Raw genomic sequence first — 7539 nt, forward strand, 5'->3', positions numbered from 1 at the left:
GGTGACGCCCGCTTGATGCGGGTCGTCACCGGGGGCCGGCCTCGGGAATGCCGGGTGCCGGCGGACGGGTGTCGGCCGGTGCGATGGGTCAGCAGATGCGCGGCAGTTGCTCGCCGAGCGGCATGTCCACCACGCGGGTGCCGCCCAGGCCGGTGGCCGCGACCACCATGCCGGGGTGGTCGGGGACGCAGTGGCCGATCGCCACCGACTCCTTGCCGAGCGGGTGGGCGCGCATCGCCGCGAGCACGGCGTCGGCGTGCTCCGGCGCCACGAACGCCACCAGCTTGCCCTCGTTGGCCACGTACAGCGGGTCGAGGCCGAGGAAGGCGCAGGCGTTGGCGACCGTCTCCGGGATGGGCAGGGACCGCTCGTCGAGCGTGATGCCGACTCGCGCGGCCGCGGCGATCTCGTTCAGGGAGGTGGCCAGGCCGCCACGGGTCGGATCGCGCAGCACATGGAGGTCGGGGCAGACGGCCAGCATGTCCGCGACCAGACCGGCCAGCGACGCGGTGTCGCTCTGGATCTCGACGCCGAACTCCAGCCCCTCCCGCACGCTCATGATCGCCACCCCGTGCACGCCGATCGGTCCGCTGACCAGCACCACGTCTCCGGGTGCCGCGCGCTGCGGGCGGATGTCGACGCCGTCCGGGATCAGGCCGATCCCGGCGGTGTTGATGAAGATGCCGTCGCCGTGGCCCGCGTCGACGACCTTGGTGTCGCCGGTCGCGACCACGACCCCGGCCGTCCGGGCCGCCTCGCCCAGTGCCTCGGCCACGCGTCCCACGACGGAGAGCTCGACGCCCTCTTCGAGGATGAACCCGCAGGAGAGGTAGGCCGGTACGGCCCCCGCCATGGCCAGGTCGTTGACCGTGCCGTTGACGGCGAGGTCCCCGATGCTGCCGCCGGGGAAGAACAGCGGGCGGACGACGAAGGAATCGGTGGAGAAGGCGAGCCGGGCGCCGCCCAGCCGCACTAGCGCGGAGTCGCCGAGCTCGGCGAGCACGTCGCTGCCGAAGGCCGGCGCGAACAGGTGCTCCACCAGTTCGGCGGAGAGCGTGCCGCCACCGCCGTGCCCCATCACGATCCTGTCGTGGTCGCGCAGCGGCGCGGGACAGGTCCAGGAGGAGAAGTCGACGGGAGCCGAAGCGGAGTCACCCAACGGAACTCGCCTCCTTGTCCGGGGCCTCCAGCCGCCGGTAGAGGTAGTAGGCGGCGCACGCGCCCTCGCTGGAGACCATCGTCGCGCCCAGCGGATTGCGCGGGGTGCACTCCTTGCCGAACGCGGCGCACTCGTGCGGCTTGATGAGGCCCTGGAGCACCTCGCCGCTGCGGCAGACGGTCGACTCCTGGGTGTCGATGCCGGTCACCGAGAAGCGGTGCTCGGCGTCGTACTCGCGGTACTTGGGCGACAGGCGCCAGCCGCTCTGCGGAATCATGCCGATCCCGCGCCAGGCCCGGTCGGTCACCTCGAAGACGTCGGAGAGCATGGCCCGGGCCGCCGGGCTTCCTTCCTGCTGCACCGCCCGCGGATAGGCGTTCTCCACGGTGTGCTGCCCGGCCTCCAGCTGCCGTACCGCGCGGCGGATGCCCTCCAGGATGTCCAGCGGCTCGAACCCGGTCACCACGATCGGCACCCGGTGCCGCTCGGCGAGTTCGGGATACTCGCCCATGCCCATCACCGTGCAGACGTGCCCGGCGGCGAGGAACGCCTGCACCCGGCAGTCCGGCGAGTTCATGATCGCGTCGATGGCCGGAGGCACCTTGACGTGCGAGACGAGCAGGCTGAAGTTGGGGATGCCCAGCTTCTTGGCCTGGTAGACGGTCATCGCGTTGGGCGGCGCGGTGGTCTCGAAGCCGATGCCGAAGAACACGACCTGCCGGTCGGGGTTCTCCTGCGCGATCTTCAGGGCGTCCAGCGGCGAGTACACGACCCGTACGTCCGCGCCCTCGCTCTTGACCTTGAACAGGTCGCGTCCGCTGCCGGGCACGCGCAGCATGTCGCCGAAGGAGCAGAAGATCACGTCCGGGCGGGAGGCGATCTCCAGTGCCTTGTCGATGATCTCCAGCGGGGTCACACAGACCGGACAGCCCGGCCCGTGGATCAGCTGGATCTCCTCGGGCAGCAGCTGGTCGATGCCGTGGCGGATGATCGAGTGCGTCTGACCGCCGCAGACCTCCATGATCGACCAGGGCCGGGTGGTGGTCGCCCTGATGTCGTCGAAGAGCCGCTTGGCAAGGACAGGGTCGCTGAACTCGTCCAGGTACTTCATGGCCGTGCCTCCTTCTCGACGCCATCCACGGGTACGGGTTCGGTTCCGGCGGGGCGTTCGGCGCCCGCGTCCCGGGCGGCCTTGCCCCAGGCGTCGCCGAACTCCTCCTCCAGCACCCCGAGGTTCTCGAAGAGCTCCAGGGTCTGTTTGGCCGACTCCTCGTCCAGCCGCTGCAACGCGAATCCCACATGGACGATGGCGTAGTCACCGACCTGCATGTCCGGCACGTACTCCAGACACACGTCCTTGACGACACCGCCGAAGTCCACCTTGGCCATCCGCGTCGCGTCGCGTTCCTCGATCTCCAGCACTCGGCCGGGTACGGCCAGACACATGACTCTCTCCTGACTCGCTCCTGCGCTCCCGCCGCGCTAGTCCCGCGCTCGTGCGGCGACGATCAGCTGCCCGAGGGCCAGACCGCCGTCATTGGGGGGAACCCTGTGGTGCCTCAGTACGGTGAAGCCGTCCCGTTCCAGAACGGCGCCGCAGCCCTCGGTGAGCAGGGCGTTGCAGAACACCCCGCCGCTGAGGGCCACCGTGCGGATGCCGGTCCGCTCTCGCGCCACCGTGCACACCTCCTGGACCAGGGCGACCACGGCCCGGTGGAACCGACGCGCCACCGGACCGGCCGTGACACCGGCACGGACGTCCGCGACGGCGGCGGCCAGGACCGGGGCCGGATCGGCGATCAGCGGCGCCTCGGGATCCTGACGGACCGTTCTCAGCATGAACCGGTACCCGTCGTTCCGCTCGTCGTCGCCGAGCGGCCCCGCCAGATCGTCCAGTGCCGCGTTCTCCAGCTCCATCGCCGCCTGCGCCTCGTACTCCACCCGGTGGCAGACCCCCGCGAGCGAGGACACCGCGTCGAAGAGGCGGCCCATGCTCGACGTGGGCACGCAGTTGAACCCCCGCTCCAGCTGCCGTTCGAGCAGCCGCCGCTCCTCCGGGGTGGCGGCCGCGGCGCACGGCAGCTCGTCGGACCAGGGCAGTCCCGCCGTCCGCAGGTGCGACAGCGCCATCCGGTAGGGGTTGCGTACGGCCGCGTCGCCGCCCGGCAGCGCCGTATAGCCCAAATGGGCGAACCGCCGGTACCCGTCGTAGTCGGCGAGCAGCACCTCGCCGCCCCACACGGCACCGTCGTCGCCGTATCCGGTCCCGTCGAAGGCGATCCCGATCACCGGGGCCGAGCCGTCGAGACCGTGCTCGGCCATGGCGGAAGCGACATGGGCGTGGTGGTGCTGCACCCGGCGCAGCGGCAGGCCGCGGGCCTCGGCGGCGCGCCGCGCCCACTGGGTGGCGCGATAGCCGGGATGCCGGTCGGCGATCAGCAGCCGCGGCGCGACGGCGGTGAGGTCCGTCAGATGGCCCGTGGCCCGCTCGAAGGCGGTCAGGGTGGCCAGGTCGTCCATGTCCCCGACGTGCGCGGACAGCCAGGCGTAACGGCCGTCCCCGGCGCAGAAGGCGTTCTTCAGGTCGCCGCCCACGGCCAGCGCCGGGACCACCGGGAGCGGGAGCGCGATCGGGAAGGGGGCGTAGCCGCGCGAACGGCGCACCGGAAGCTCGGCTCCCGCGCAGACCCGTACCACCGAGTCGTCGCAGGGCACGTGGATGGGGCGGTCGTGGGCGAGCCAGGCGTCGGCCAGCCCCGCCAGCCGGGTCAGCGCCTCGGCGTCGTCGGTGACGATGGGTTCGCCCGAGCGGTTTCCGCTGGTCATGACGAGGACGGCCGGGCCCGGTGGATCACCGGGCAGACCGAGCAGCAGCCGGTGCACCGGCGTGTACGGGAGCATGAAGCCGAGGTCGGGGCTGCCGGGGGCGACCCCCGCCGCGATCTCGCCGGAGGCCGCCCGCCGCCGCAGCAGGACCACCGGCTTGCGCGGCCCGAGCAGCAACTCCCGCTCCGCCGGTCCGACGTGGGCCAGCCGGCGCACGGTCTCCAGCGAGTCGGCCAGCACGGCGAAGGGCTTGCCGCCACGGTTCTTGCGCTTGCGCAGGGTGCGGACGGCCGCGGGGTCGCCCGCGTCGCACGCCAGGTGGTAGCCGCCGATCCCCTTGATCGCCACCACGGCACCCTCGGCCAGCAGCCGGCGGGCCTCGGTGATCGCCCGCTCGTCGTGCAGCTCGCCCGGATCGCCGGGTCCGGTGCGAAGGGTGAGCCGGGGGCCGCAGGCGGGGCAGGCGATCGGCTGGGCGTGGAAGCGCCGGTCGGCCGGGTCGGTGTACTCGCGGGCGCAGTCCGCGCACATCGGGAAGCCCGCCATGGTGGTGCGGTCCCGGTCGTACGGCAACGAGGTCACGATGGTGAACCGGGGGCCGCAGTGGGTGCAGGTGATGAACGGGTGCCGGTACCGCCGGTCGGCGGGGTCCGCGAGCTCGCCCAGACAGGCGTCGCAGGTGGCGGTGTCCGGGGAGACGAGCGTGCGTCCTGGGCCGCCGGAGGAGGGACGGATGGTGAACGCCGATCCGTCGTTCTCCAGGGCCACGGCACGGTGCTCGACCGACTCGACGACCGCGAGCGGCGGCGGACGCGTCCCGATCCGGACGCAGAACGTCTCGACGTCGGCGGCCGGGCCCTCGACCTCGGCCTCGACGCCCCGCGCGTTGTTGGTGACCCAGCCGGTCAGCCCCAGCTCCTCGGCGAGGGTGTACACGAAGGGCCGGAAACCAACTCCCTGGACGACGCCCGTGACGGTGACGTGCCTGCGCTCGCGCCCCGGGGTCCGTTTCACCGCGCGTGCTCCTGAGCGGGCGTCCGGCTCCGGGCGGCCCCGTCCTCCCGCTGGTGCGGGTGCTGGTGTCCGTCGGCGGGCGAGGGGCCGTCCGCGTGCGGGTGCTCCTCCGTTCGGGGGTGGCCGTCGCCGTTCTCGTGGCTGTGCAGGTACCGCTCGTGCTGCCGTGCCAGGACGGGGACGTGGGCCTCGTCGCCGGCCGCGCAGCGCAGGATGTGGGCCAGCAGCGCGTCGACTCCCTGGCCGGTGCGGGCCGAGGTCTCCAGGACCGGCACTCCGGGGTTGACCTGCTGAACACCCGCCAGGAACGCCTCCCGGTCGAAGCCGACGGCGTCCGCGATGTCGGTCTTGGTGATCACGACCAGGTGCGCGAGTCCGAAGGCCGCCGGGTACTTGACCGGCTTGTCCTCGCCCTCCGTCACCGACGCGAGCGCGATGCGCAGGGTCTCCCCGAGGTCGTAGGAGGCCGGGCAGACGAGATTGCCGACGTTCTCGACGAACAGCAGGCGCGTGCCCTCGGGCAGCCAGTCCTCGAGCCGGCGCTGGAGCATGCCCGCCTCCAGATGGCAGAGCCCGTCGGTGAGGATCTGCCGCACCGGGGCACCGGACCTGGCCAGCCGTGTCGCGTCGTTCTCGGTCGCCAGGTCGGCGGTGACGGCGGCGGCCGGGGTTCCGCCCGCGACGGCGCGGGCGAGCAGTTGTTCGAGCAGGGCCGTCTTGCCGCTGCCGGGACTGGACAGCAGATTCACCGCCACCGTGCCGCGGTCACCCAGATAGCTGCGCAGGGCCAGGGCGTTCTCGTCGTTCTTGGCGAGGACGGCCTGATGAAGGTCAACCGTGCGGCACATGGCTCGTCTCCTCGTCGCGTGTCGGCAGCCCGGACGGCGCGGCCCGTGGCCCGTCGTCCGCGCTCTTCGCGTCGCTCTTCCCCTCCAGGGGGCGGTCGGCCAGCGTCACCCGGACGATCTCCAGCTCCCGGCCGCTGAGCAGGGTCAGCGTGGCCCCGCAGGCGGCGCACCACAGCACCGGAGGCATCCCGGTCGGCGCCTCGCGGCCGCAGCCGTCGCAGTGCGCCCGTGCCTCGACAGTCTCGATCAGCAGGCGCGCCCCCGCCAGCGCGGTGCCCTCCGTCGCCAGACCGAACGAGAAGTCCAGCGCCTCGGGCACCACCCCCGCGAGCTCGCCGATCCGCAGGGTCAGCGACGCGACCGTGCCGCCCTGTTCCCGCAGGGCCTCCTCGACCTGTTCGACGACCGCCACGGCGATGGACAGTTCATGCACGGCCCTCACCTCCCGCCGCCGGACCCTCGTGGGGCCGTCCGGCGCCCAGGTGTGGGGTTCGCGCATGGCTGGTTACTCTGAGAGGACGATGACTGGCCACGAGGTCGAGCGACGCGCTCTGCTCACCCCGGTGCTGCTCCTGCTGCTGGCCGAACGCCAAGGGCATGGCTACGAGCTGGTGCAGCGCCTGGGTGCTTTCGGCTGTGCCGACGCCGATCAGGCGCATGTGTACCGGCTGCTGCGGGGCATGGAGAGCAGCGGTGAGGTCACGTCCCACTGGCACGCCTCCGAGAGCGGCCCCGCACGCCGCGTCTACGCGATCACCCAGCAGGGCGCCATGAACCTCGCCCTGTGGTTCGTCCGCCTGGGCGAACTCCACGGCACCCTGCATCTCTTCCTCGAGCGGTACGTGCAGCTCGAGGACGTCGGTGGCCGTGCGGGGCGCACGGGCGAAGGCCCGGGCGCCGGCGCACGTGCGCCGGATCATGCGCGGACGCCGGATCACATGCGCCGCATGCGCAAGTAGCGGCGGATGTCCGGCAGGTTCCTGGCGACTCCGTAGGCCAGGACGAGGCCCGCGGCCACGCCCACCCATTGCCATTCCATCCTTGCCTCCATCGTGGTCAGCTCCTCTGGGGTACAGAGGCAGCGCGGCGTACCAGGTCGAGCACCAGGTCGGCGGCGGCCTCCACGGCTTCGGCCACCGGGGGTGTCAGGCCCATGCCCTCGTCCGTGTCGCGGGGTTCGCAGCCGATGACGTAGACCTCCTCGGGGAGAGTGCCGCCCGCGCCGGCGTGCAGATCGTGCAGCAGGGCCAGCACGGTGGCGGGGTCCATGGCGTGTGTGTCCATCGGCCCCGGCTCGGGCCGGGCCGCGGGGGGCTCGGGGCCGACGTCGATCGTGTAGAGCGTGCCCGGCGGGCCTCCCCGGCTGACGATGTCCACCAGCACGAGGGCCCGATAGCCCTCCAGCAGCCGGTAGGCGAGGTGCACCCCGCGGATACCGGCGTCCATCAGCTCGACGCCGGGCGGCAGCTCGGGCGTGCGGACGGCGAGGCGCCGTACGGTCTCCACCCCGAATCCGTCGTCCTGGAGGAACACGTTGCCGACCCCGGCTACCAGGACCCGGCGGGTCCCGTCCGGTTCTGCCGTACCGGAGGCGTCGGTGCGATCGGGTCCGGTCATGTCGCCTCCTCCTTCAGCGGGGCCACCTCGTCGGGCTTGAAGTACAGGAAGCGGCCCTGGGCGCGGCGTACGTCC

The 7539-nt window shown here is 72.4% G+C and carries 9 protein-coding genes; 1 reads left to right on the top strand and 8 read right to left on the bottom strand.

The genetic code is table 11. The features are described 5' to 3' along the window. Positions 1-88: 88 nt before the first annotated feature. The 6 genes from hypE to ACFWBT_RS40125 all read right to left on the bottom strand — a co-directional run bounded on the left by hypE (position 89) and on the right by ACFWBT_RS40125 (position 6280). Positions 89-1078, bottom strand: coding sequence for a hydrogenase expression/formation protein HypE (hypE, locus tag ACFWBT_RS40100; protein ID WP_385708955.1), 990 nt, complete (start codon positions 1076-1078; stop codon positions 89-91). 73 nt (positions 1079-1151) lie between these two features. Further along, positions 1152-2270, bottom strand: a complete 1119-nt coding sequence (gene hypD, locus ACFWBT_RS40105; protein ID WP_385708934.1) for a hydrogenase formation protein HypD — start codon at positions 2268-2270, stop codon at positions 1152-1154. Next, the gene (locus ACFWBT_RS40110) at positions 2267-2605 is read right to left on the bottom strand and encodes a HypC/HybG/HupF family hydrogenase formation chaperone (RefSeq protein ID WP_385708936.1); all 339 of its coding nucleotides are present in this window, start codon (positions 2603-2605) and stop codon (positions 2267-2269) included. Before ACFWBT_RS40110 ends, hypD begins: the two co-directional genes overlap by 4 nt. A 36-nt stretch (positions 2606-2641) precedes the next feature. Then, positions 2642-4999, bottom strand: coding sequence for a carbamoyltransferase HypF (gene hypF, locus ACFWBT_RS40115; protein ID WP_385708939.1), 2358 nt, complete (start codon positions 4997-4999; stop codon positions 2642-2644). Then, positions 4996-5847 (bottom strand): hydrogenase nickel incorporation protein HypB, encoded by an 852-nt coding sequence (hypB, locus tag ACFWBT_RS40120; RefSeq protein WP_385708942.1) that lies wholly within the window; start codon positions 5845-5847, stop codon positions 4996-4998. The genes hypF and hypB overlap by 4 nt, the downstream gene beginning before the upstream one ends. Next, on the bottom strand, positions 5831-6280 hold the full coding sequence (locus tag ACFWBT_RS40125) for a hydrogenase maturation nickel metallochaperone HypA (protein WP_385708945.1): 450 nt from the start codon (positions 6278-6280) through the stop codon (positions 5831-5833). The genes hypB and ACFWBT_RS40125 overlap by 17 nt, the downstream gene beginning before the upstream one ends. Before the next feature lie 88 nt (positions 6281-6368). Here ACFWBT_RS40125 and ACFWBT_RS40130 point away from each other — a divergent pair, with 88 nt between their 5' ends. Continuing rightward, complete coding sequence (locus ACFWBT_RS40130) at positions 6369-6806, top strand: helix-turn-helix transcriptional regulator (RefSeq protein ID WP_385708947.1); 438 nt, start codon at positions 6369-6371, stop codon at positions 6804-6806. Here ACFWBT_RS40130 and ACFWBT_RS40135 read toward each other — a convergent pair. Continuing rightward, complete coding sequence (locus tag ACFWBT_RS40135; RefSeq protein ID WP_385708950.1) at positions 6782-6886, bottom strand: DUF6893 family small protein; 105 nt, start codon at positions 6884-6886, stop codon at positions 6782-6784. The genes ACFWBT_RS40130 and ACFWBT_RS40135 overlap by 25 nt on opposite strands. 17 nt (positions 6887-6903) lie before the next feature. Further along, positions 6904-7464 carry a hydrogenase maturation protease gene (locus ACFWBT_RS40140; protein WP_385708953.1) on the bottom strand — a complete coding sequence of 187 codons (561 nt, stop codon included), beginning with the start codon at positions 7462-7464 and terminating at the stop codon, positions 6904-6906. Positions 7465-7539: the final 75 nt, after the last annotated feature.

The sequence above is a fragment of the Streptomyces sp. NPDC060027 genome (assembly GCF_042737005.1).
GTDB lineage: Bacteria > Actinomycetota > Actinomycetes > Streptomycetales > Streptomycetaceae > Streptomyces.